The sequence below is a fragment of the Bacteroides sp. FSHCM14E1 genome (genome assembly GCF_019633785.1).
In the GTDB taxonomy this organism is placed as follows: domain Bacteria; phylum Bacteroidota; class Bacteroidia; order Bacteroidales; family Bacteroidaceae; genus Bacteroides; species Bacteroides hominis.
On record NZ_JADKYL010000001.1, the window covers coordinates 194,720 to 216,343 of the forward strand.

General features: G+C 43.9%; 20 protein-coding genes and 1 tRNA gene. 8 read left to right on the forward strand and 13 right to left on the reverse strand.

Annotated features, from left to right (window positions below):
• Positions 1-16: 16 nt before the first annotated feature.
• From ISX59_RS00825 to ISX59_RS00845, 5 genes are all read right to left on the reverse strand, one after another.
• The gene (locus ISX59_RS00825; protein WP_220575545.1) at positions 17-793 is read right to left on the reverse strand and encodes an N-acetylmuramoyl-L-alanine amidase-like domain-containing protein; all 777 of its coding nucleotides are present in this window, start codon (positions 791-793) and stop codon (positions 17-19) included.
• A 114-nt stretch (positions 794-907) separates the two neighbouring features.
• On the reverse strand, positions 908-2,896 hold the full coding sequence (locus tag ISX59_RS00830; RefSeq protein WP_220575546.1) for an OPT family oligopeptide transporter: 1,989 nt from the start codon (positions 2,894-2,896) through the stop codon (positions 908-910).
• 130 nt (positions 2,897-3,026) lie between these two features.
• Positions 3,027-3,422: a DUF1573 domain-containing protein gene (locus ISX59_RS00835; RefSeq protein WP_005777034.1), complete on the reverse strand. Its 396-nt coding sequence runs from the start codon at positions 3,420-3,422 to the stop codon at positions 3,027-3,029.
• Positions 3,423-3,606: 184 nt separating this feature from the next.
• Entirely contained in the window at positions 3,607-4,926 is a 1,320-nt protein-coding gene (locus tag ISX59_RS00840) for a PAS domain-containing sensor histidine kinase (RefSeq protein WP_220575547.1), read from the reverse strand.
• A 20-nt stretch (positions 4,927-4,946) separates the two neighbouring features.
• Complete coding sequence (locus tag ISX59_RS00845) at positions 4,947-6,317, reverse strand: sigma-54 dependent transcriptional regulator (protein WP_005805412.1); 1,371 nt, start codon at positions 6,315-6,317, stop codon at positions 4,947-4,949.
• 226 nt (positions 6,318-6,543) lie between these two features.
• On the opposite strand from ISX59_RS00845, the gene ISX59_RS00850 reads away from it, so the two are divergent.
• From ISX59_RS00850 to ISX59_RS00860, 3 genes are read left to right on the forward strand one after another with little or no spacing between them, the layout of a single operon-like run.
• Positions 6,544-7,890 (forward strand): DUF4933 domain-containing protein, encoded by a 1,347-nt coding sequence (locus tag ISX59_RS00850; RefSeq protein ID WP_220575548.1) that lies wholly within the window; start codon positions 6,544-6,546, stop codon positions 7,888-7,890.
• Positions 7,891-7,896: 6 nt separating this feature from the next.
• Positions 7,897-10,314 carry an ABC transporter permease gene (locus ISX59_RS00855; protein WP_101603091.1) on the forward strand — a complete coding sequence of 806 codons (2,418 nt, stop codon included), beginning with the start codon at positions 7,897-7,899 and terminating at the stop codon, positions 10,312-10,314.
• An 18-nt stretch (positions 10,315-10,332) separates the two neighbouring features.
• Positions 10,333-11,007: an ABC transporter ATP-binding protein gene (locus tag ISX59_RS00860; RefSeq protein ID WP_005777044.1), complete on the forward strand. Its 675-nt coding sequence runs from the start codon at positions 10,333-10,335 to the stop codon at positions 11,005-11,007.
• A gap of 139 nt (positions 11,008-11,146) precedes the next feature.
• Here ISX59_RS00860 and ISX59_RS00865 read toward each other — a convergent pair whose 3' ends face one another.
• The 6 genes from ISX59_RS00865 to ISX59_RS00890 all read right to left on the reverse strand — a co-directional run bounded on the left by ISX59_RS00865 (position 11,147) and on the right by ISX59_RS00890 (position 15,814).
• A complete protein-coding gene (locus ISX59_RS00865; protein ID WP_220575549.1) occupies positions 11,147-11,746 on the reverse strand; it encodes a DUF4923 family protein in 600 nt (199 codons plus the stop codon).
• A gap of 16 nt (positions 11,747-11,762) precedes the next feature.
• Positions 11,763-12,368: a ribosome biogenesis GTP-binding protein YihA/YsxC gene (gene yihA, locus ISX59_RS00870; RefSeq protein WP_005777046.1), complete on the reverse strand. Its 606-nt coding sequence runs from the start codon at positions 12,366-12,368 to the stop codon at positions 11,763-11,765.
• Positions 12,369-12,389: 21 nt separating this feature from the next.
• On the reverse strand, positions 12,390-13,835 hold the full coding sequence (locus ISX59_RS00875; RefSeq protein WP_005805420.1) for a sodium:solute symporter: 1,446 nt from the start codon (positions 13,833-13,835) through the stop codon (positions 12,390-12,392).
• 256 nt (positions 13,836-14,091) lie between these two features.
• A complete protein-coding gene (locus ISX59_RS00880) occupies positions 14,092-14,349 on the reverse strand; it encodes a hypothetical protein (RefSeq protein ID WP_032541412.1) in 258 nt (85 codons plus the stop codon).
• Between the two features lie 253 nt (positions 14,350-14,602).
• A complete protein-coding gene (locus tag ISX59_RS00885; protein WP_005777051.1) occupies positions 14,603-15,118 on the reverse strand; it encodes an isoprenylcysteine carboxyl methyltransferase family protein in 516 nt (171 codons plus the stop codon).
• Positions 15,119-15,403: 285 nt separating this feature from the next.
• On the reverse strand, positions 15,404-15,814 hold the full coding sequence (locus ISX59_RS00890; RefSeq protein WP_005777052.1) for a hypothetical protein: 411 nt from the start codon (positions 15,812-15,814) through the stop codon (positions 15,404-15,406).
• Positions 15,815-16,278: 464 nt separating this feature from the next.
• Here ISX59_RS00890 and recR point away from each other — a divergent pair, with 464 nt between their 5' ends.
• From recR to ISX59_RS00905, 3 genes are read left to right on the forward strand one after another with little or no spacing between them, the layout of a single operon-like run.
• Positions 16,279-16,896 carry a recombination mediator RecR gene (gene recR / locus ISX59_RS00895; RefSeq protein WP_005787270.1) on the forward strand — a complete coding sequence of 206 codons (618 nt, stop codon included), beginning with the start codon at positions 16,279-16,281 and terminating at the stop codon, positions 16,894-16,896.
• 39 nt (positions 16,897-16,935) lie between these two features.
• Complete coding sequence (locus ISX59_RS00900; protein WP_032540638.1) at positions 16,936-17,385, forward strand: hypothetical protein; 450 nt, start codon at positions 16,936-16,938, stop codon at positions 17,383-17,385.
• A gap of 3 nt (positions 17,386-17,388) precedes the next feature.
• Positions 17,389-17,925, forward strand: a complete 537-nt coding sequence (locus ISX59_RS00905) for a GNAT family N-acetyltransferase (RefSeq protein WP_005805429.1) — start codon at positions 17,389-17,391, stop codon at positions 17,923-17,925.
• Positions 17,926-17,927: 2 nt separating this feature from the next.
• Here ISX59_RS00905 and ISX59_RS00910 read toward each other — a convergent pair whose 3' ends face one another.
• Together ISX59_RS00910 and ISX59_RS00915 are read right to left on the reverse strand one after the other, a co-directional pair.
• Positions 17,928-18,518, reverse strand: coding sequence for a YqgE/AlgH family protein (locus ISX59_RS00910; RefSeq protein ID WP_005777059.1), 591 nt, complete (start codon positions 18,516-18,518; stop codon positions 17,928-17,930).
• 71 nt (positions 18,519-18,589) lie between these two features.
• Positions 18,590-19,906: a pyridoxal phosphate-dependent aminotransferase gene (locus tag ISX59_RS00915; RefSeq protein ID WP_005805431.1), complete on the reverse strand. Its 1,317-nt coding sequence runs from the start codon at positions 19,904-19,906 to the stop codon at positions 18,590-18,592.
• 173 nt (positions 19,907-20,079) lie between these two features.
• On the opposite strand from ISX59_RS00915, the gene ISX59_RS00920 reads away from it, so the two are divergent.
• A tRNA-Asp gene (locus ISX59_RS00920) sits at positions 20,080-20,153 on the forward strand.
• A 243-nt stretch (positions 20,154-20,396) separates the two neighbouring features.
• Positions 20,397-21,620, forward strand: a complete 1,224-nt coding sequence (locus ISX59_RS00925) for a site-specific integrase (RefSeq protein WP_220575550.1) — start codon at positions 20,397-20,399, stop codon at positions 21,618-21,620.
• Positions 21,621-21,624: the final 4 nt, after the last annotated feature.

Genomic DNA, 21,624 nt, shown 5'->3' on the forward strand with positions numbered 1-21,624 from the left:
ATGGTTTGTTTCCGGTTTATTTCTTCATTCTCAGCACTCTGATACCTGTCAGTGATTTTCTGTCTTTCAACATCTGGCTCAGTGCACTCTTGTCTACTATTACCTTGCCTTCTTTGGACGAAGCATGCAGCAGGTGCAGCTGTCCCTTGATGTAAATGGCAATGCCCATGTGGCTTACGTCCAACCCCGGAGTATTGGTGGTCAGGGCAATAATGTCCCCATTCTTGATCCAAGGCAATCCGTCCGGCTCCAGTTTGTCTTTCGGCAGGTAATGAACCTCTTTACCGCTTAGTGCCTTTTCATACTTTGCCATCTGCGCTACATTTTCCGGAGAGTTCTTCAACGATTTGTAGAGTTGCGGATGTGTGCTCATGTAAGAGATCGACAGTTTCTGCGTGAAAGGGCTGTGGGTAGCCGTTACGTCTTCAAGAAAGCCTTGGCGGACACCATTATTGATCCAGTCGGATATATAATGCAGACGAGAGGTATAACCGTCAATTTTTCCGTCGCGATAGCGGATACGTTGCAGGTTACGGGCAAAGTCACTTTCCTGCATGTCGTCTCCCTGTTGCGGGCAGAGTGCCATTGCCAGTGCATATTCTACGAAAGTGGTGCAGTCCACCTCGTCACAATTGATAATGAGGTCTTCTGCATCGTCTACTTCAAGGGTACCTGCCTTATAGGGGGTATCAACGAACCCGAGTCCGTTACTCAGCACCAGACTGTTCTCCTGTGCTGCAACTGTTCCGGCCAATAGGCTGGTACATAACAAAAGTGTACGAATTGTTTTCATCTTTATAAATGTTGTTTCGTGAGTTTCTTTATATGTCATCTGGAGAATTTCACTCCGTCGCGGAGCCAGATTGACATACGCTCCTCCCGGATACATGAAATTCAGCTATATACTTCATTTTACCTTCATGGATGCTTTAATGAAATACAGGATTAGCAGTACGTAAGCTACCAGGGCAGCCAACTGTGAGAGGGTATTGTTGAGCCATGCATCGTTCACCAGGTTGATTCCGCCGAAGCGCATGGCAGCGCTGACTACACCCATCAGGGCACCTCCGGCAATGAATCCGGATGCCAGCAGCGTCCCTTTTTCGCCCCGTTCGGTGTTGAGCGCACTGTCTTTGCTGCGGGTGGTGACATACCAGTTGATAGCTCCGCCCACTACGAGCGGTACATTCAGTTCGAGCGGGATGAACATACCCAACGCAAACGCCAGTGCGGGAACCTTAAAGAACGTCAGGATGATGGCCAGCACCGCACCGATGCCGTACAGCAGCCAGGGGGCGCCTACACCACTCATCAAAGGTTCGATTACAGCAGCCATCGCGTTGGCCTGCGGTGCGGCAAGTTGTCCGCTTGTGAATCCGTATGTCTTGTTCAGGATAATCATTACACCGCCTACGGTGGCAGCGGATACGATTGTCCCGAGGAACTTCCACGCTTCCTGCTTGGCGGGCGTACTGCCCAGCCAGTAGCCGATCTTCAGGTCGGTGATGAAACCGCCTGCCATAGAGAGGGCTGTGCAGACTACACCGCCCATCACTAATGCGGCAACCATGCCCGAAGGACCTTTCAGCCCGACGGCTACCATTACAACCGATGCCAGAATCAGCGTCATCAGCGTCATGCCCGATACCGGATTGGTACCTACAATGGCGATGGCGTTGGCCGCTACGGTGGTGAACAGGAATGAAATTCCGGCTACCAGTAAAATGGCTACCAGTGTATGTACCAGGTTACCCTGCATTACGTCGAAATAAAAGAACAGCACCACCAGGATCAGCGTGATGATGGAACCGATGGCAATGATCTTCATGGAGAGGTCGCGTTGCGTACGGATGACGTTTTTCTCCACGTCTCCTTTTCCTCCCATCTCTTTAGCTGCCAGTCCCACTGCGCTGCGGATGATGCCCCATGATTTGATGATACCGATCACTCCCGCCATGGCGATACCGCCGATACCGATGCTTTTGGCATAATGGGAGAAGATCTGCTCCGGACTCATGGAACCTACAGTGGCGGTGATTTCCGGATTCCACTGGTTCAGTACAGAGTCGCCGAAGAAAAGGGACATACCCGGTACGATGATCCACCATACGGCCAATGAACCGATGCAAATAATGGAAGCGTACTTCAATCCTACGATATAGCCCAGACCCAGTACGGCTGCGCCGGTGTTTACTTTAAATACCAGTTTGGCTTTCTCTGCCAACATTTCACCCGCACTACAGACGCGGGTGGTGAAGTTCTCGTTCCACCAGCCGAAAGTTGCCACGATAAAGTCGTACAGACCTCCGATTAACCCGGCCATCAGCAATGGTTTTGCCTGGCTGCCGCCCTTCTCGCCCGACACCAGCACCTGTGTAGTGGCTGTTGCCTCCGGGAAAGGATATTTACCGTGCATATCGCTTACGAAGTATTTGCGGAAAGGAATCAGGAACAAGATACCCAGCACACCGCCCAGCAGTGAACTGATAAATACTTGCATGAAGGTGACTGACATTTCCGGATATTTGGCTTGCAGGATGTAGAGGGCAGGCAGTGTGAAGATGGCTCCTGCTACGATGACACCCGAGCAGGCACCGATGGACTGGATGATTACGTTTTCGCCGAGTGCGTTTTTACGCTTGGCTGCACCGGACACACCGACTGCTATGATTGCGATGGGGATGGCTGCTTCGAATACTTGTCCCACTTTGAGCCCCAGATAGGCTGCGGCAGCAGAGAAGAGGATGGCCATGGCGATTCCCCATGCTACCGACCAGAGAGTGACCTCCGGATACGTTTTCGTCGGACTCATCAGCGGGTTGTACACTTCTCCCGGCTTTAGTTCCCGGAACGCGTTTTCGGGCAAGCCCGTAAATTTGTCTTCTTCTTGTTTCATAATTGTTTTTTGTAGTTTATGTATAGTTTATCGGATTTCCAAACGGTTGGTTTTTCAAAACAGCCTCAAAGTAAGCAAAAAAAAAGGAGAATCCCGAAAGATTCTCCTTTTTGTTGTTATTTATTTTTGCTTACTTTGCGTCTTTGGCCGTCATGTCGCCTTCCACAAAAAGACGTATCATCTCTGTTTTGGCGTTTGTACGCAGGGTAATCGACTTTTTGAAGTGTCCCGGATATTTATCCGTTCCGTTGTAAGTCACTTTGATTGTACCTGTTTTTCCCGGCATGATGGGTTCCTGGGTATATTCGGGTACGGTGCATCCGCAAGATGCCACTGCCTGATGGATGACCAACGGACCATCGCCGATATTCGTAAACTTGAATGTGCAACTGACAATCGGGTTGTTTTCAGAGAATGTCCCGAAGTCGTGTGTTGTCTTATCAAACTTTATTTCTGCTTTACCTTGAGCCTGGACAAGACCGACGCTCAGTACCATCATAGTGATAAAAAATAGTATTTTCTTCATTTTCTATTTCTTTTTTATGGTTTCGTGGACGGCAAAGTTAAGGCTTTTTTTGATAAATGGTGTCGTATGACGGTGAAATTGTATTAAAAACCGTCTGATGGAGAGGGTGTAGCCATCCGGTGTATAGGGTGTAGCCCTAAGGTGCGGATGGCTACACCCAATGCCCCGGATGGCTACACCCTCCTTAAAAAAGGGGCGGAAACAGGAGGGTGAAGGTACTGCCTTTACCTGTTTCGGACGAAGCGGTGATGGTGCCGTGATGCAGGTGCATGATTTGTCGTGAGATGGTCAGTCCGATACCCGAACCGGTAGTTTTGGTAGTGAAGAACGGTACGAAAATACGTTTGAGCACTTCCTGCTCGATTCCCGTCCCATTGTCTTCAATCCTTATATACGGACGTTCGCCGGAGCTTAATCCGGTCGACAGCCGAATGTCGGTCGCATCGTTTTCGCGGGCATTCCTGATCAGGTTGATAAGTACTTGCTCTATCAGATCCTTGTCTATAATAAGACGCAGGGGCTTGTCCGACAATACCAGGTGCAAGTCATCCCGGTCTGTATGCATCAGTTGTGCTATCCCTGCCAGTAATTCCCGGTCTGTATATATTTTCAGGAGCGGTTGTGGGAGATGGGATACTTCCCTGTAGCTGTTCACGAACCGGATCAGTCCGTCGCCCCGCCGGCGGATGGTCTGTAACATCTGGAGTATTTCTTTCCGTTCTTCGGCATCACCGTCGAAGTTGCCTATCTGCTGTTCCAGCAATTCCGATAAAGAAGTGACCGGAGTGATGGAATTCATAATTTCGTGCGTCAGTACCCGGATCAGCTTTTGCCAGGCTTCCGTCTCCTGATTGTCCAATACAGAGTGTATGTTCTTCATGCTTGCTACGATCAGGGGACGTCCCTGTATGACGAACTCCATGCCTGAGAGTGCGAGTTGTATTCTTTCTTCTTCCTTTTGCACCTGCAATACAGACAGGTCTCCGGCTTTGAGCGAATAGAGCCGCGAAGGAAGTTCGGGTTGGAAGTCGGCCAGATCTTCGACACTTTTCAGTGTGGATTTTCCCAGTAATCTTTTGGCAGCTTCGTTCAGCCATTCTATCTTTCCGGAAGGGGTGTAGACAAGGACCGACAGGTCGATATGATTGGCCAGAGCCTGAAAATACTGGAGTTGGCTCTCTTTTTTCTGAAGATTCTGTTTATAGAAGTCCAAGGCTTCGTTCAGTTCATCCCAAAGTTCTGCAGGGAGCGAATGGAGGTGCTCTTCTCGCTGTGCGGGCAAGGAGAGGAAATCGGAATAACGAATGGCCCAGATGAGTTGTGCCATGGCACGTGCGGAACGGAGGATATACCGGTAAATGGTGTAAGCCACGAAAAGGGTGACACAGCCTGCGACAAGCAGACTGATATAAAACCCGTGCATGCCGAGCCAGATGGTGATAAAACAGCAGAGCAGCAACGCTGCCGTTAATAAGAGGGGATGTTTCACCCATTTTTGTTTCATGTTGTTTCTGTTTGGTGCTCTTATAATCCGTACTTTTCAATGCGCCTGTACAGCGATGTACGGGTGATGCCCAGCATTTCCGCAGCCACTGTGATGTTGCCGGCACAAAGGCGGAGTACTTCGTCGATAGTTTCCCGTTCCTGCCGTTCAAGGTTGTATCTCTCTTTTTCGGAGGGCTGTTCCTGCAGGGCGGGACGGAGCATAAAATCGTCGGGTGTCAGGGTGGAGCTTCCTGAGAGAATGACGGCCCGCTCGATGGTGTGTTCCAGTTCGCGTACATTGCCAGGCCAGTGATAGAGCTGCATGCGCTTGCGGGCTTCTTTCGAGATGGTACGGACTTCCTTTTTATACTTCTTCCGGTAATGTTGCAAGAAATGGTCGGCCAGCAGGAACAGGTCGTTTCCCCGTTCACGCAATGGAGGGATGCGTATTTCGATGGTATTGATGCGGTAGAGGAGGTCTTGCCGGAACTGTCCGTTGTCGATAGCCGTATAGAGGTCGGTGTTGGTGGCACATATCAGCCGCACGTCTACCGGGTAAGAGGCAGTGGCTCCCAGTCGGGAACTCTTCCGTTGCTCGATGACCGAAAGTAGTTTGGCTTGTAGCGGAAGGCTGAGATTGCCGATTTCGTTGAGGAACAACGTACCTCCCGAAGCCACTTCCAGCCTGCCGGGTTTGTTTTTCCGTGCATCCGTGAATGCTCCTTTTTCATATCCGAAAAGTTCGCTCTCGAACAGTGTTTCGGGGATACTACCCAAATCGATCGGTACGTATATCCCGTTTTTGCGGGGCGACTGTTCGTATACATATCGGGCTATCAAATCCTTCCCAGTACCGTTCTCGCCCAACAATAAAAGGTTGGCATCCGTATCGGCCAATTTACGGATGGTCTGGAAGATGGCTTGCATGGTGGCCGATTCACCGATAATGCGGGTGGGTTCGGGCGAGGGTGCTGCCAAAGCCTCTTTCTGTTCTTTGAGAGATTCCACCTCCGTGCGGCTGAAACTGAGTTGCAGTGCGGCAGATACCGTAGCTATCATCTTGTCATTCTGCCAGGGCTTGGCTATAAAATCGGTGGCTCCCTGCTTGATGGCCTGTACGGCTTTTTCCGTATCGGCGTATGCGGTGATAAATATTACTACGGCCTTGGGATCGAGTTTCAGAATCTCTTCCAGCCATCGGAAACCTTCACGTCCGCTTACGGCATCGCTGCGGAAGTTCATATCCAGCAGTATTACGTCGTGATGGGTACGTGAGAGAATCGGCAACAATTCCCGCGGGTCGGTGGTGACGGTTATTGTTTCCGCAATGGGACGCAACAACATCTTCAACGTGAAGAGGATGTCTTCATTGTCGTCCGCAATCAGTATTCTTCCTCGCTTTAGTGTCATAGTCGGATGTCTTGTATAGCGACAAAGATAGGGAATATGTTTGAATAAGCGGTGTACGATATCGTACAAAAAGTGCACGGTATCGTGCAAAATACCGGTTTGCTGTTTGCGTCAATCGGCTGATAAATAAGGGAGTGCTTATTTGGTATGCTTCTTGTCATTATCTTATTAAAATAACGCATGGCATTGGGGCATCGGAGTATGAACAGGAAATAAGAAGAACGGTATGAAGAGAAGATGTTGTTACATTGAAAGTTTGTTTCTGGCAGGCATTATCTGCTTGTCAGCTTGTGGCAGTAAGAATCCGGGAGTCAGTAAGGAAGAGCTGAAAAAAGAATTTGTCAAAGACAGAACTCAAAAGGATTCTCCGGTTGAAGAAAGCGCACCATCGGAGTTTGCGGAAGATTATCAGGCTCCTCCGGGTATCAAATATCAGCCCCGGATCATGACTGAAGGTGCGATTGTGCTGAATGTTGAATCGGCATTGAAGAATGTCCGTCCTTTCCGGCTCAGTGATTTGGGGAAGGAGGTGAATTATAAAAAGATGGAACCCCGATGTGATGGGAGCTCACTGATTAGGATTGATGATGACTTTCTGGTGTTTGCCGAAGACGGACTTTGGTTGCTGGACCGGGATTTTGAGAAAAAGAAAATGCTGGTTCGTTCGGATTTAAAGGTTATTCACAGCGGAGGTGGTTCAGTGAAAGTTGAAGGAGGATATTTCCTGAGAGATTTTTATTATGATCCTGCCAAGGAGCAATTGCGATTTACATGCCGGAATATGAAGACGGGCAAAGCGCATTTAGTGGTTACTTCCTGGGCAGAGTTGCTGGCATCTCCTCAGCCGGTAGAGTTAAAGTCTATCCGCAGTAAGCTCCCGATAGACAGAAATTATCTTTTTTCCATGCCCGACGGTTATGGAATGCGTGTCAGTTGTTCGGATGAACTTTATACGATGGGATTGAAAGGTGATACGCTTTGCCATTTCGTATTGGGGGATAACGAGCGGTACAAGGCCCGGCTTTTTGAGGCTGAAGGGGATATCGTTTACTATTATCAAGGCAACACCATGTTCTACCATGCGTATGGCGGTAAGATATACAGAATAAAAAATGCTTCGACTCTGGAAGTTGCCTATAAACTCGATTTCGGTTCATTGCCCCACCTGACAGGGGCCCGGGTGGCCGGTGGGGCTGATGTGGGTAACTCTTATTTCCTCACTTCGTGCGTTGATACGGATCGCTTCCTTTTCTTAAGTATCGATAAAGGATATGATAGCATAAATGCCCGTAGAAACAGGAGTGTGAAACTTTATTCTCTGGTGTATGACAAGCGGAGCGGAGAGTTTTTCTCCTTGCCTGTGGTGTCTGATAAAGTGAATCCGGAGCAGCCGCTTATCATTGCCGATTTGCCGGAAAGTTTACCTTTCTGGCCCAACCGGAGTATAGAAGGCAATCCGGCCCAGTTTTTCTCTAAAAGTTCTTTGTTAGAGTTGTATCCGGCCCAGATGCGGGAAAATGGGCAAGTGGAGAAGTTGAGTAAGACTGATAATATCTGGTTAATTATTAAATAGGTAAATATGATAAGCCATTATTTAAAAGTAGCTCTTCGGTTGATAAAACGGAGCTTCCTGTTTTCTACCATTAATATGTTGGGATTTGTATTGGGCATGGCAGCTGCATTCCTGATTTATTTGTGGGTAGTGGATGAATTGACATTTGAAGATTATAATCCGGATGCAGGGAGGATATTCCGGGTGATTGAAGCCAATTGTACTGAGAGTGGGGAAATAGTGGAAAGCCCTTTTACAGCCATACCCTTGGCCGAAGCTTTTCGTAAAGAGTTCCCTCAGGTGGAACAGGCTACATACGTTAAAGCCAGGGAGTTAAGGTCTTTGTGCTTGAAGGACCGGAATCTTTCTGCCGATATGATATGTGTCGATACGACATTTTTTGATATGTTTCCCTTCAAAGTGGCAGAAGGTGATCCTTCCAAACTCAAATCGGGCTTCAACCATATAGTACTTTCCGAGAAAATGGCCCGAAAGTTCTTTGGTACAGCTTCGGCAATCGGACAACAGCTGATATATACCGGAGGTATGGATACTGAGTACAGCCTTACGGTAGTCGGGGTGGTAAAAGTGCCCCGTAAGAGTCATCTGCAATTTGATGCTGTCGTCGGACAGGCATTATTTGATAAGATGAACGAGAATGTATGCATCTACCGGAGCGGCACAGACTGGGATCGCAGAGAAGCGAATGTCTACGTGAAAATGCGTTCCGGTTCGTCGATGTCCGATGCAGACAGGAACCAAATGAGTCGTTTGTTGAGTAACCGTGTCCATGCAGAACGTTTACTGCGGTTTCAGCCCTTGAATGATATACATTTAAAGACCGACTTTGTGGATGTATCTGTCCGGAATCACGGCAATATGACTTCCATTTTCCTGTTTATAGCTTTGGCCGTATTGATTGTTTTTATGGGGGCATTTAATTTCACTACCCTTTCTACAGCCCGGGCAGCGTTACGTTATAAAGAGATAGGAGTGAGGAAAGTGACCGGTGCCAAGCGTAAAACACTGATTGTGCAGTTTCTTTCCGAAAGTCTGGTGCAGGCGTTCATTTCACTGGTGTTGGCATTAGCCCTGACAGAACTGCTTTTACCACTCTTCAATCAGATGATGGGTAAAGATATTACCCTGCAATTCAGCTGGAGTGTATTGGTCTATATTGTTGTGGGAATTGTCGGTGTGGGATGTCTTTCCGGCAGTTATCCGGCATTTTATCTCTCGGCCATAAATCCGCTGATGGCTTTCAAAGGAGGACAAAAGTCGGGAAAAAAGGGAGGCCTGATACGCGGTCTGCTTTGCGTACAGTTTGTTATTGCCATCACGCTGCTGTTGTATACCGGCATTGTATTCAAACAATTGAATTATTTACAGAATAAAGATTTAGGTCTGAATAGAGAGAATATAGTTTCTGTCTATACGAGTTTATGGTATAACGTTGATGGATTCCGACAAGAAATTCTAAAGAATCCGAATATCCTCAGTGTTTCGATGGGGGCTGAAATTGCCGATTATATGGAAGATAGCAAGGGGCAGGGTGATGTATTGCAGTGGACGGATGCGGAAGGAAAGGTCGATTCACTGCGGATGATGTGTATCTGGGCTGATGGCAATTTTGTGAATACCTTCGGACTGAAACTTCTGAAAGGAGAGATTTTAAAGGCAGATGGCGGAGCTTATTTTAGTGGAGTGTATGATTTTCCGATAATTATTAATGAAACAGCCTGGAAGGCAATGAATGTGTCTGATCCCGTGGGTATGGAGATTAGCGGAGGTTTTGGTGTGGGGAGTTTTAAGAAACGTATTGTGGGCGTTGTGCAGGATTTTAATTTTCAATCGTTGCGTGAAAAAATTAAACCGGCATACCTGATGTACAGTCCGGAATGTCTGGTGAATATACACATTAAGATCTCTCCGGAGCATAAGCAGGAAACTTTGGCGTTTATTCAAAAGAAGTTTGAGGAGATGGCTCCCCTGTTTGTCAAGGAGTTTAAGTATCAGTTTTTTTCAGATGCTTTGAATCGGAATTACGAGAAAGAGCGACAACAAGGCCGGATGCTGTTTTCGTTTACCGTACTTGCTATTGTTATAGCTATGATGGGAGTGTTCGGGCTGGTTTCACTCTCTACCCGGCAGCGTACTAAAGAGATCGGTATCCGTAAAGTGAATGGTGCCCATTCGGATCGGATTGTAAAGATGTTCTGTCTGGAATACCTGAAATGGGTGGGCATTGCCTTTGTGATTGCTTGTCCGTCGGGTTATCTCCTGATGTACTATTGGTTGAGCGATTTTGCCTATCAAACAGCGATCAGCTGGTGGCTGTTTCCGTTGGTGGGACTGATTATAGCCGGCATCACCTTGCTTACGGTGATTGGCCAGACTTGGCGGACGGCTTCACAAAATCCGGTAAAGTCATTGAGATATGAATAATAAAAAAACTGAAAGATTATGATAAAAGCAATTGGATTGACAAAGATATTCCGTACAGAAAGTGTGCAGACTACCGCATTGAACGAAATTAGCATCGAAATATCAGAAGGAGAATTTGTAGCAATCATGGGGCCTTCGGGGTGTGGAAAATCAACTTTGCTGAATATGTTGGGCTTGCTGGACAATCCTACTTCGGGGCAGCTGTGGTTCATTGACAAAGAGGTTTCCCGCTACTCGGAAAACGATCGGACGGATATGCGGAACGGGAATATTGGTTTTGTCTTCCAGAGTTTTAATCTGATAGACGAGCTGACTGTGTTTGAAAATGTGGAATTGCCATTGCTGTATGCCGGAGTACCGGTTCGTGAACGTGTGGAACGTGTGAACAAGGCGTTGGAAAGAATGCAGATTGCCCATCGTGCGGAACATTATCCTCAACAACTATCCGGAGGTCAGCAGCAGCGTGTAGCTATAGCCCGGGCCATTGTGACGAATCCGCGGATTATATTAGCGGACGAGCCGACAGGTAATCTTGATTCTACCAATGGTAATGAGGTGATGGCCTTGTTGAAAGAGTTGAATAAGGATGGGGCAACTATTGTAATGGTGACCCACTCGGAAGAGAATGCGCGGGAGGCCAACCGTATTGTGAGGATGATGGATGGGTGCATTTTGACGGAAAGCAAACGATGAAGGTTTTTGAATGATAAGCAATAAGCGATCAACGATGAATAATGCGATTAACAGAGAGAATTATGATAACCTATTTTACTCGCTAATTACTTTATTATTCATCGTTGATCGTTGTTTACCGTTCATCATTCAAAAGCCTTCATCGTTTCAGTTCATATCCAAGCATCATGCCGTCATAGCTGTCTGCCAATGAACTGATGGCCTTGAGAGTGGCACTGCTGCTTTTACTGGATAAGAAAGTGATTAATTTCAGTAACTTATCTGCTTCAAACAGAAGATCCATTTGCTGGGTCGTATAGTTGACTTTTGCGTTCATGGGGATCAATTTCATGTACTTCAACTGGAGCATACCGGTTGTGGGGTTATAAGAGTAGGTACCGTTCAGCTTGCGTTTGCCTAAAGTGCTGACAAAAGTACTGTCTGTGTTGAACGTAAAGCTCAGTTGCCCTTCTTTTATGCCGAGTTTGGCTAATTGTTCATCCAGTTTTTGTTCGGCAGCGGAAGCGGCAACCGTTCCTCCGGCTTTTTTCAGCAGATTTTCCGATTCGAATTCAATGGCGGAGCCGGTATAACGCCAGGTTCCGGTCATATCCACTGTTTCGGTATGCCCGGTGACCGCATTGACCACTTTGGAAATATTGTCTTTGTTGAATAGATCTTTAATGGATTGTGCACGACCTGTGCCCGGTACAAGCAGCAGTGTGGCAAGAACTGCCAATGATAATAGTTCTCTTTTCATTTTGATATCTCTGTTTTTACTTTGAATAAAGTTCTTTGTTAATTGATTCGATGTAATTTAATACTTCTGTTCTACCAAGGCATTCTTCCGATGAAGTGATGAAGTAGGGGGGGAGTTCTTCCCACTGTTTCCGTAACTCCTTCAGATATGCGTTGATATTCATTTTGAGTCGTCCTCCTTTTAGTTTGTCTGCCTTGGTGAAGATAATGGAAAAGGGGATTCCGTTCTCACCCAACCATTCCATGAACTCTATATCTATTTTCTGGGGCTCCAACCGACTGTCTATCAATACGAAAAGATTGGTCATCTGTTCCCGCTCGAGGATATAGTCTTCGATGATAGTGCGTATTTGCTCCTGTCCTTTCTGGCCTCGTCTGGCATATCCGTATCCGGGGAGGTCAACCAGATACCAACTGTTATTGATCAGAAAATGGTTGATAAGCATTGTCTTACCGGGAGTGGCGGAAGTCATGGCCAGTCCCTTTCGGGCGGTCAGCATATTGATGAGGCTGGATTTGCCCACATTGGATCGGCCGATAAAGGCGTATTCGGGAAAGGTGCCTGCAGGACATTTTTTCACGTCCGTGTTACTAATTACAAACTCAGCATTGGTTATTTCCATATTTCTTGTTAGTTTTTAAATTCATTTTTTAGTTGCTTTTCTTGATGCAATCCACATCCCTGCAAAAGTAAGCATACCGTTCAGCATCAGTAATTCATAACCAAACTGATAGCCGGTTTCCTGACGGGCAAGCCTATCGGCTGCGTAACATATCAGCGGTGAAACTATCGCAATAAACGGTATGTACCGATCGTTTGTTTGCCGTCGGGTAAACAAACCGAAAGCAAACATTCCCAAAAGAGGGCCATATGTATAGGAAGCTATGATGTAAATGGCATCAATAACACTTTGATTGTTCAATGCATCGACAAGGCAGATAAAGAAAACGAGCAGAATAGAGAGCCCGATGTGTACCCGGTTTCGTTTTTTACGGGCTATTCCTTCTGTGTCTTTCCCTGTGTCGAGCAGATCGATGCAAAAGCTCGTTGTCATGGCGGTCAAAGCCGAATCCGAATTACTAAAGGCGGCGGCAATGATACCGATTGTGAATAGAATCAGCACTCCTTCTCCCAGATACCCTTGAGTAGCAAACATAGGCAGGATATCGTCACCGGTTGCCGGAAGTTCCAGCTGCATCTCCTGAGCAAGGACCAGTAATAAAATGCCAAGGCCGAGGAACAGCAGGTTGAGCGGGGCGAATGCGAAGCCATAACAATACATATTTTTCTGTGCGTCACGCAGGCTACGGCAAGAAAGGTTTTTTTGCATCATGTCTTGATCGAGTCCGGTCATAACGATAACAATGAAAATCCCGCTCAGAAACTGCTTGAAGAAATTCTGGCGTGACATCCAGTCGTCAAATACAAAAATGCGGCTGTGTTCATTGTTACTGATTGTCTGTATGACTCCGCTGAAGTCAAGATTTAGTTTTGCTGTGACAAAAACAAGGATACAGATCAGTGCGGCAATCAGACAGAAGGTCTGCAAGGTGTCTGTCCAGACGATAGTTTTAATACCGCTCTTGTGGGTGTATATCCAGACTAAGGCTACCGATCCGGCAGCAATACTCCAGAATGGTATGCCCATGTCGCGAAACACATAGGTATATAGAATCAGACAGACGAGGTATAGTTTTGCAGCTGTGCCCAGCATACGCGAAAGAAGGAAAAAAGAAGCTCCTGTACGGTAGGCGCGCTTTCCGATACGGGTATCCAGATAAGTGTATATGCTGGTCAGGTTGAGTTTATAATAGAGTGGGAGGAGTATATGGGCAACTGCCAGGTAACCGAAAAAGAATCCGAATACAGTTTGCATATACGTCATATCCATCGCCTTTACCATGCCGGGTACAGATACGAAAGTCACTCCCGAAATGGATGCGCCAATCATTCCGAAAGCAACGATGTACCACGGAGACTGGTTTTCTCCTTTGAAAAACGCTGCATTCGAACCTCCTTTCCGTCCGGTGATACGGGCTATCAGCAAGAGAATGGCAAAGTAACATACAATAGTGACAAGTATCATCATAACGGGTACAAAGGTAACATTTATTTTGCAAACGATGATTGCTAATTAAAATTTGATATTTATCTCTACGGGTCTATAATGGAATTTTATGTATGGATCAGCAATATTTATAAGACGAATAAATAATAAAAGTTTGGTAATCACCCGCACCGCTCTGTTGCAGGTAAACACACCCTCATGTAATAGTTGAAACACCCGCCTATGCTGCGTTTATTTAGATATTAACGATTGATAAGCAAATGATGAATAACCATATTTATGTCAATATGACGGCATAAACAACTGCCGAAACTGAGAGGCTTATTATAGAATAAATAGTGGCAGACTTTGGTGATTTCTTCACGAGCTTCACGATACCCATCAAAAGGCCACCCAATATAGGTGTCAGGGTGCCGAGTGTTATTAACAGATTTCCATCGCCATTGGGATCTAATACGATGCCCATGACGGCATAGACAGGAATAATGCTGACCAATAGTGCGAGAACGGTAGCGATTCTTGATATAGTTTTCATTATGACTGGGGTGCTTTATAAATAAGTCCGGCAAATTTAGAAATAATAATGGATAAAGAACGATTCAAATACAGGTTACGGATAAAAAGTTTCTGTTTGAGGCAGTTTGGGAGCGGTGAGAAGTGGGAGCTGATTCAGTTCAGATTTGTAATGGTTCTGATTTCACCATAGATTACACGGATTGATAATTAATTTCGTTGAGAATAAGATTAAAGAATCTGTGCTCATCCGTGTAGTCTGTGGTGAAATGGATTTAGTTTTCCAGTAGTTTTTTCATCACCTTCTCTTCTTGTCGGATACGTACAGCCAGCAAGCATACATAAATCGGTAGCCCGATAAATAGCGTGTACCAGGCATTACAGAGTAAACCAACTCCAATTAGCTCAGGTATGATATTCAGATAGTAATTGGGATGTCGCACCGTCCTGAAAAGGAAGCTCTTTTCAATGCGTTGGCCGGGAACAATATAAAGTTTCACTGTCCATACATCGTGTAGTTTATAGATGACATAGAATAACATAGCATAGGCAAAGCCCATTACAAGAACACCACACACGGAGAAACAGTTGAAGGTAGTTCCCGAAATATACGCTTCATAGAGAGCGGATAAATAGTAGGCGACATGCGCTAATGTCAGTAATAACGAATTAACTTTACCATATTGTACAGCTCCGTTTTTCAGGAGACGTTTTTCGTTACGAATGGAATAGGCCAAGGACAACAATCTGAGTGTAAAAAAGACGATAAATGTAATAATGATATTCTGCATTGTTTTTGTATTTTAGGGAGCAAAGATAATTTTTTATTTTCGTTCTCAAAATGACGAAGGAATGCCCGGCACAAACGAGCCAAAACTCAGTTCATTTCAGAATAGCTATGAATTGGCGGATAGGCATAGGAGTTTTTAAATACTGGTTAAAAATATGCGGCTTTCATTCTGATCTGTTTGATATTTGTGAAAAAAGGAATTTGCTGAAGATAAAATCTAAAAAGCGGTTTTAAAAGTAATTCCGTGAGATTATAACCTGGAACCGCTTATAAAACCGCTTTCCGTTTACAAAGGTTTTAACTTCAACTCTATTTGTGTAACTGAGCCCGAACGTATGGTACGTCCCGAAGACCATATTTCATAGTTCTCCGTACCACTGCCATATTGAACGGCGAAAGTAAAGAATCTGTCTTTACTTGACTCGAACCACTCATCATAAGTAAAAATGAAAGTGGCCACTCCTTTAGAGTTGGTTAATGCATATGCTGTAGGAGTCGTTCGATTATCCTTTTTGAACTCTTCATAAGTTTTTTCATCGAACATTTGGACGATTTCGTTAGACAGGGGTTTGTCATCAGCACTGATCACAGTGACTAATACCTGCGTATCATTTTTGTTTTCATCATCGCTGCTACAGGATGTAAGCACTAAACTAATGAGGGTGAATAGATAGAAAGTAGTCTTTTGTAAGTTCATAATTTTAGTTATTTAGCTATAATAACAAAAATGTGCCGTTGGTTGTTCAATGTATAAGAGGTAGCCATCGGGAACCGCACTTGTTCATGTCCTAAGAAATATGATCTGAACATTTAGGAATATTTGAGATTAATTTTCATCATCTGATACTTGAAAATTATCGTTCGGCGGTGTCGAACCTGATTGCGGTATGTGTCTGTGAGCGTTATTCTGAGCTGTTTTTATAGTTCCGTAATGATAGGTTGTCTCGGAAATTGTAATAGAAGAAATGAACATGCCGATTGAATAAGTCTCCTATTTTATCAGTGGCAGATTTGCCATTTATAAAATATGCGTATCTTTGTGCTTCATTAAGTATACAATATCTTTATGGGAGAGTTGAAGTGCTTTTATATTAAATCTGTTGCTTCTATGCGTATTGATATATACTTTATTGAAAATTAAATAGATATACTTGTTTGTATATGAATCAACAATATCCATCGACGTTGCTTGAAAAAGCCGTCGGAGAATTTTCTAAATTGCCGGGTATCGGACGGAAAACAGCTATGAGACTGGTGCTTCATTTATTGCGTCAGGATACATCTGTGGTAGAAGCTTTCGGAAGCTCTATTATAACTTTAAAGCATGAGGTGAAATATTGCAAGGTGTGTCATAATATATCTGATACAGAGACTTGTCAGATCTGCGCAAATCCGCAGCGAGATGCGTCTATGGTTTGTGTCGTAGAGAATATACGGGATGTGATGGCTGTAGAGGCTACTCAGCAATATCGTGGGCTATACCATGTTTTGGGTGGTGTAATTTCACCTATGGATGGGGTGGGGCCGGGCGATTTGCAGATAGAAAGCCTGGTGCGTCGGGTAGCCGAAGGCGGAATAAATGAAGTCATTCTTGCTCTCAGCACAACTATGGAAGGGGATACTACAAATTTTTATATTTACCGTAAACTTGAGAAAATGGGTGTCAAACTGAGTGTGCTTGCCCGCGGGGTATCTATTGGTGACGAGTTGGAATACACTGATGAGATAACATTAGGTAGAAGTATCGTGAACCGCACAACGTTTACCGGAACCGTTTAAAATGGAATTACTGTAATTGATAATCATTATATATAATAAATGGAAGAACAAATAAAACGCGTTGTGAAAAGCCAGAAGATACAGTATATTTCTTTTTGGATCATTCCGTTACTGTTGGTACTGCTTGGAGAAGCTGGTGTGTTGCCTGTTGGAATAAAAGCAGATAATGTAAGGGCCGTTTATGTTTTTGAAACAATCGGTATTTTGATAACCGCTGTCTGTATACCACTTTCTCTTAAATTATTCAGTTTTGTTTTGACAAAGAAAATAGATCAACTGACGTTTCCGGTGGCATTGAGCCGCTATATGCTTTGGAGTGCTGTTCGGCTGGCTTTACTGGAATTTGTAGTGGTGTTTAATCTGGCAGGTTACTACTTTACACTTAGCAGTACAGGTGCGCTATGTGCACTTATAGGCCTGACGGCTTCCTTTTTCTGTCTTCCGGGAGAGAAAAGATTACGTGCCGAGCTACATATCAACAAAGAATAAATGATGAAACAATCTTTCTTAACCAATGAGCGAATATACCTCCGTGCAGTGGAACCGGAGGATTTGGATATCATGTACGAAATGGAAAATGATCCTTCCATGTGGGATATCAGTAGTTTTACAGTTCCGTATTCTCGTTTTGTGCTGAAACAATACATTGAAGGTTCACAGAGCGACATGTTTGCTGATAAACAGCTGAGGTTGATGATTATGCGCCGGAATGACAATCGTGCTTTGGGAACAGTTGATATAACTGATTTTGTGCCCTTGCATTCAAGGGGAGCAGTCGGAATTGCCGTTCATAGGAATTATAGACAGGAGGGGTATGCTGCCGATGCATTGAAGTTGCTTTGTGAATATGCTTTTAATTTTTTATTTGTGAAACAATTGTATGCCCATATAGCTATAGATAATGAGGCCAGTTTACGATTGTTTACTTCTTGTGGATTTACCCAATGTGGGGTATTGAAAGATTGGCTGTTGACACACGAAGGTTATAAAGATGCAGTACTTGTGCAATGTATGAATCCTAAGCGGTAATTTTAGTTTAGAGAAGGAACTTGTGGGAAGCGGGACCAGGTTTCATACTTGCTACCCAATTTCCCTAAAGCTTCTTTCCACATGCCTTTTATATCTTCATTCATTAAATAGGTGTTTTCTTCTTTTGAAATAATCCAGGTATTCTCCTTTATTTCCTGAATTAGTTGTTCGCACTCCCAACCGGAATATCCGAGAAAAAAGCGTATCTTTCCTTTTACAGGATTTCCTTGTAAAATGTATCTTTTGATAGCATCGAAATCTCCATTGAGGTATAATCCATTATTGATTGGAAGGGTTCCGGGAATTTCGCGTAGAGTATGTAAATAGAATAGGGTATCGGTTCCGATAGGACCACCTTTGTGTAGCGGAATATCTTCTATATATTTAAATTCTTTAATAATATCATTGAGCATCAATGGGAGTTGTTTATTTATAATCAATCCCATGCTTCCTTCCTCAGTATGATCAACAAGTAATACTACTGACCTTCCGAAGGTTACATCGTGGAGGAAAGGTTCTGATATCAGAATCTTTCCTCTCGATGGCATTACGTTATTCGATTGGATCTTAAATATGTCGGAATTGATGTTCATGCCCCTAATTTAAAGATTTATTTTACACGAACAAACAATATTCCTCTTTTTTTCGATTTAGTGTGCTCTTTTTAAGATATAGGATGGTTCTCGGCAAATAATTTCATTCTTTCATCCAACTGAGTATATTGGTGCTCTTTAATGAAAGAAGTGCATGCACGCAATCCCTGTTGATGGCTTCCTGTGGTAACTAAAGAAATTGCACTCACTCCATAGTACATCAATTCTTTAGCTAACTCTCCACCGGTCATTCCCGGATAGCCAATGGTGAAATAAAAACCGTCGGCAACAGGATCTTCAAGATCTTTATCGTATACCAAATGGAAGCCGTAGCGTAAGAATATCTCTTTTAACTTACGGGCACGTTCACCATATATCTTCACTTCATTTAGGAAATTGTATTTACCTTCATTGGCTGCTTTCAGCATAGCTGCCATAGCGAATTGTGCCGAATGACTGGTTCCTGACGAGAGAGCATACAGTACACGATGGATAAATACAGTACCAAAAGTGCCGCCTCCGTAGCGTTTGTCGAATCCGGGATAATGGCGATGATATAATTTATCAGAGATACAGCTGACACCGATACGTTGTCCTGCATAACTGAATGCTTTAGAACCGGATATAAGTAGAATATAGTTGTCTGTGTAGTGTGCTACCGAAGGTTGGTAAGGTGCATGATATGGATTGCTTAGATCTTGACGGAAGTCCATAGCAAAATATGCCAGGTCTTCAAGGATAATCACATCGTATTGGGTCGCTAATTCACCGATAATCTTCAGCTCTTCGTCTTTCAAACAAATCCAGCTTGGATTATTGGGATTCGAATATATGATAGCTGAAATATTTCCTTTTTTCAGATAGCTTTCAAGTTTCTCTTTTAATTTGTCTCCTCGGTAGTCGTAAACATCAAATGTTTCGTATTTCTGCCCCATAACAACTAATTGTTGTTTTTGTACCGGAAAACCGGGATCTATGAATAAAATTGTATCTTTCTTTTCGTCGCATTGACTGCAAGTCAGGAAAGATGCGAAAGTACCCTGCATAGATCCTGTGACAGGTACACAACCTTCTGGTTTGAGATCTATATTGATAAATGCTTTTATGAATTTTGATGCTTCCAGTTTTAGTTCCGGCAATCCATTAATATCAGGATATAAACTTGCTATTCCGTTTTGCAGTGCTTCTATTTCGGCCTTCACTCCTACAGAAGAGGGGGGAAGACCTGGTACTCCCATTTCCATTTTTATAAATTCAACTCCGGATGTTGCTTCTGCTTTCGCTGCTATGGCTTTTACTTCACGGATGGTTGCTTTTGAAAAGTCGGCTATTTGAAATTCTTCGATAGTTTCATCAATAAGATGCCGTTTGATAGGTGTATCTTTCATGTTTCTTTTTATTGCTTTATAATTTGTGTCACAAAGATAGGTATAATCTACTTATAATCAACAAATGAATATGAAAGATGAAAAAAAATCTTTCTTAGCTATTGCAGATATAAAATAAATATCTACCTTTGCAACCGCAATCGAGAGAGATAGCGATTAAGAAATGAAATACTGGTGCGTTAGTTCAGTTGGTTAGAATACATGCCTGTCACGCATGGGGTCACGGGTTCGAGTCCCGTACGCACCGCGAAAGCAAATAGTAAATTAAAGCAAAGCTCTGAAATTCAAGGATTTCAGAGCTTTTTCTTTTTCTTCGCTTCGGCAAAAAACGACGGTTTAAGGCAGTTCTCACGTGGCTTATTCGTGGGACTTTTTGAAAACTGTTTTTGCTCCCACGAATTGACGCATTTGTCTTTGATTGTCAGCTTTTTGCGTAGCTGGTTTTTGAGTGTAGCGAACTAATTTTGTACCACTTAAAAATCAAAGAATTATGGGAGCAGTGAAAAGAAACACACTAAGCGTATTGTTCATCATCAAGAAAGCGAAACTTCTGAAAAACGGTGAAGCTCCTATTTGTATGCGCATCACCGTAAACAAACGAGTAGCCGAAGTTATGATTAAACGGAGCATTCCCGTAGATTTATGGAATCAGAAAAAGGAATGTTCCAAAGGAAAAGACCGTGTAGCCATCGAACTGAACCACTATATTAATACAGTTCGTGCCAAAGTATTGCAGATACACCGCGAACTGGAGATAGACAACAAACCGATAACAGCCGATATAATAAAGGATTGTTTCTACGGACGAGACAAGGTACAGCGCAGCTTACTGGAAGTGTATGCGGAGCATAACGAAAAATGTCGTGCCCTGATTGGCAAAGAATATACGGAAAGCACCGTTACCAAGTTTGATACTTCCATAAACCGCCTAAAAGAATATATCCGCAGTCGTTATCATCGTGATGATATAATGTTAGCAGAACTGGACGGGCAGTTTATCCGTGATTTTGATTTTTGGTTGAAAACAGAGAAGCATTGCCAAAACAATTCCGCATTAAAACATTTGAAGAATTTGAAAAAAGTTGTCCGTATTGCTTTGGCTAACGACTGGATAAAGAAAGACCCGTTTTACGGCATCCACTTCAAGCAGGAAGAAGTAAATGTAGAGTTCCTTTCACGTGAAGAATTGGATGTTTTGATGAACAAAGAATTTACTATCAAACGTTTGGAGCAAGTAAGGGATATTTTTGTCTTTTGCTGTTTTACCGCACTTGCTTTCGTTGATGTGCAGCAGTTAAGCCGTGAGCACCTGATAAAAGACAACAACGGTGCTTTGTGGATACGCAAGGCACGGCAGAAAACCAATCAGATGTGCAACATTCCCGTTTTATCCATTCCCCAAAGGATATTTGGGAAATATGAAGATAATGCAGAGTGTATAAAGAAAGGCGTACTTTTACCCGTAATCAGTAATCAACGCATGAATGCCTACTTAAAAGAAATCGCTGATTTATGCGGCATTACCAAACGCTTAACTACACATGTTGCCCGGCATACTGCGGCTACCGTTGTTTTTCTCGCCAATGATGTGTCAATGGAAAATGTCTCTAAGATTTTGGGACATTCCAATATCAGAATGACACAGCATTATGCAAAAGTTTTAGATAGCTCTATTATGCGTGATATGGTGAATGTGGAGAAGAATTTTAAATAGAAAA

Excerpts from the sequence above, each read along its gene's own strand:
- ISX59_RS00850 (WP_220575548.1), top strand. The coding sequence starts at position 6,544 with ATGAAGAGAAGATGTTGTTACATTGAAAGTTTGTTTCTGGCAGGCATT.
- ISX59_RS00865 (WP_220575549.1), bottom strand. The coding sequence starts at position 11,746 with ATGAAAAGAGAACTATTATCATTGGCAGTTCTTGCCACACTGCTGCTT.
- ISX59_RS00905 (WP_005805429.1), top strand. The coding sequence starts at position 17,389 with ATGAAACAATCTTTCTTAACCAATGAGCGAATATACCTCCGTGCAGTG.
- ISX59_RS00900 (WP_032540638.1), top strand. The coding sequence starts at position 16,936 with ATGGAAGAACAAATAAAACGCGTTGTGAAAAGCCAGAAGATACAGTAT.
- ISX59_RS00910 (WP_005777059.1), bottom strand. The coding sequence starts at position 18,518 with ATGAACATCAATTCCGACATATTTAAGATCCAATCGAATAACGTAATG.
- ISX59_RS00825 (WP_220575545.1), bottom strand. The coding sequence starts at position 793 with ATGAAAACAATTCGTACACTTTTGTTATGTACCAGCCTATTGGCCGGA.
- ISX59_RS00860 (WP_005777044.1), top strand. The coding sequence starts at position 10,333 with ATGATAAAAGCAATTGGATTGACAAAGATATTCCGTACAGAAAGTGTG.
- ISX59_RS00835 (WP_005777034.1), bottom strand. The coding sequence starts at position 3,422 with ATGAAGAAAATACTATTTTTTATCACTATGATGGTACTGAGCGTCGGT.
- ISX59_RS00840 (WP_220575547.1), bottom strand. The coding sequence starts at position 4,926 with ATGAAACAAAAATGGGTGAAACATCCCCTCTTATTAACGGCAGCGTTG.
- ISX59_RS00925 (WP_220575550.1), top strand. The coding sequence starts at position 20,397 with ATGGGAGCAGTGAAAAGAAACACACTAAGCGTATTGTTCATCATCAAG.
- ISX59_RS00890 (WP_005777052.1), bottom strand. The coding sequence starts at position 15,814 with ATGAACTTACAAAAGACTACTTTCTATCTATTCACCCTCATTAGTTTA.
- ISX59_RS00855 (WP_101603091.1), top strand. The coding sequence starts at position 7,897 with ATGATAAGCCATTATTTAAAAGTAGCTCTTCGGTTGATAAAACGGAGC.
- ISX59_RS00875 (WP_005805420.1), bottom strand. The coding sequence starts at position 13,835 with ATGATGATACTTGTCACTATTGTATGTTACTTTGCCATTCTCTTGCTG.
- yihA (WP_005777046.1), bottom strand. The coding sequence starts at position 12,368 with ATGGAAATAACCAATGCTGAGTTTGTAATTAGTAACACGGACGTGAAA.
- ISX59_RS00845 (WP_005805412.1), bottom strand. The coding sequence starts at position 6,317 with ATGACACTAAAGCGAGGAAGAATACTGATTGCGGACGACAATGAAGAC.
- ISX59_RS00915 (WP_005805431.1), bottom strand. The coding sequence starts at position 19,906 with ATGAAAGATACACCTATCAAACGGCATCTTATTGATGAAACTATCGAA.
- ISX59_RS00830 (WP_220575546.1), bottom strand. The coding sequence starts at position 2,896 with ATGAAACAAGAAGAAGACAAATTTACGGGCTTGCCCGAAAACGCGTTC.
- ISX59_RS00885 (WP_005777051.1), bottom strand. The coding sequence starts at position 15,118 with ATGCAGAATATCATTATTACATTTATCGTCTTTTTTACACTCAGATTG.
- ISX59_RS00880 (WP_032541412.1), bottom strand. The coding sequence starts at position 14,349 with ATGAAAACTATATCAAGAATCGCTACCGTTCTCGCACTATTGGTCAGC.
- recR (WP_005787270.1), top strand. The coding sequence starts at position 16,279 with ATGAATCAACAATATCCATCGACGTTGCTTGAAAAAGCCGTCGGAGAA.